The sequence below is a fragment of the Streptomyces sp. CO7 genome, assembly GCF_053474865.1.
On sequence record NZ_JBRIOU010000130.1, the window covers coordinates 1 to 417 of the forward strand.

Annotated in this window: 1 pseudogene; it reads left to right on the forward strand. The window is 43.6% G+C overall.

Annotated features, from left to right (window positions below):
* Positions 1-417 (forward strand): annotated as a pseudogene (locus ACOV8S_RS31435) (recombinase RecA); the annotation flags it as partial.

Genomic DNA, 417 nt, shown 5'->3' on the forward strand with positions numbered 1-417 from the left:
ATTCACACGTTGGTCTACAAGCACGTTTGATGTCCCAAGCACTTCGTAAACTATCTGGTGCCATTAATAAATCAAAAACCATTGCCATCTTTATTAACCAAATTCGTGAAAAAGTTGGGGTCATGTTCGGTAACCCTGAAACAACGCCAGGTGGACGTGCGCTGAAGTTCTATTCATCTGTTCGTTTAGAAGTGCGCCGTGCTGAACAGCGGAAGCAGGGCAAGGACATTATGGGGAATAAAACGAGAATTAAAGTAGGGAAAAACAAAGTAGCACCGCCATTCCGTATTGCAGAAGTAGACATTATGTACGGTGAAGGAATTTCAAAAGAGGGCGAAATCATCGACCTTGGAAGCGAACTAGATATCGTACAAAAGAGCGGTGCTTGGTATTCTTACCAAGAGGAACGTCTTGGAC